This is a genomic window from Facklamia sp. P13055, from assembly GCF_050409445.1.
GTDB lineage: Bacteria > Bacillota > Bacilli > Lactobacillales > Aerococcaceae > Facklamia.
On the sequence record NZ_JBNUPL010000056.1, the window covers coordinates 1 to 601 of the forward strand.

Below are 601 nucleotides of genomic sequence, written 5' to 3' on the forward strand. Positions count from 1 at the left end.
ACAGAAGCTCCCTATTTTTATTTGTTTTATGTCACATATGTATTATCGTCTAACATAATCTGTGTATCTAAGGCGAAAACCTATATTGTTCGTCAAGGTGATAGGTTAGGCAAAATAGCTAATATGCACGCTTTATCATGATCGCTTTGTAGATGTCTCAAGATATTCAACTCTACCATATCATACCAATGAAAAGATCGTTGAAGGCAAGCGCTTAGCTGATAGTATTCAGAACTCCTCATTAGTAGCTGCAACTGGGGGGCTAGCTAGTCAAGGAATACACCCTCAAAACCTTCACGTGACACCTACTACAGACATGCCTGCAGCTTTAGTGGATCTTGGCTTTATGGATAATCCTACCGAATTGAAAAAAACTGACTGATTCCGTTTATCAAGCTAAATTAGTTGAGGGATTGATTAATGGTATTAATACTTACTTTAATGACTAAATAAAAATAAGACTTTGCAAATCATATTTGATTTTGCGAAGTCTTTTTATTTTAAAAACCACCTGAATTTTCAGGTGGTTCTATTTTTAAATTATTTAGGTTCTATAATTTATAGGGTTGATGGCCGAAGGCCTCAACTCTATTTTTTACTT

Annotated in this window: 1 protein-coding gene; it reads left to right on the forward strand. The window is 34.8% G+C overall.

Annotation, left to right across the window (positions count from 1 at the left end; all coding sequences use genetic code 11):
* The first annotated feature begins 226 nt into the window (after positions 1-226).
* Positions 227-382: an N-acetylmuramoyl-L-alanine amidase gene (locus ACQV2O_RS08615; protein WP_428875569.1), complete on the forward strand. Its 156-nt coding sequence runs from the start codon at positions 227-229 to the stop codon at positions 380-382.
* The last annotated feature ends 219 nt before the right edge of the window (positions 383-601 follow it).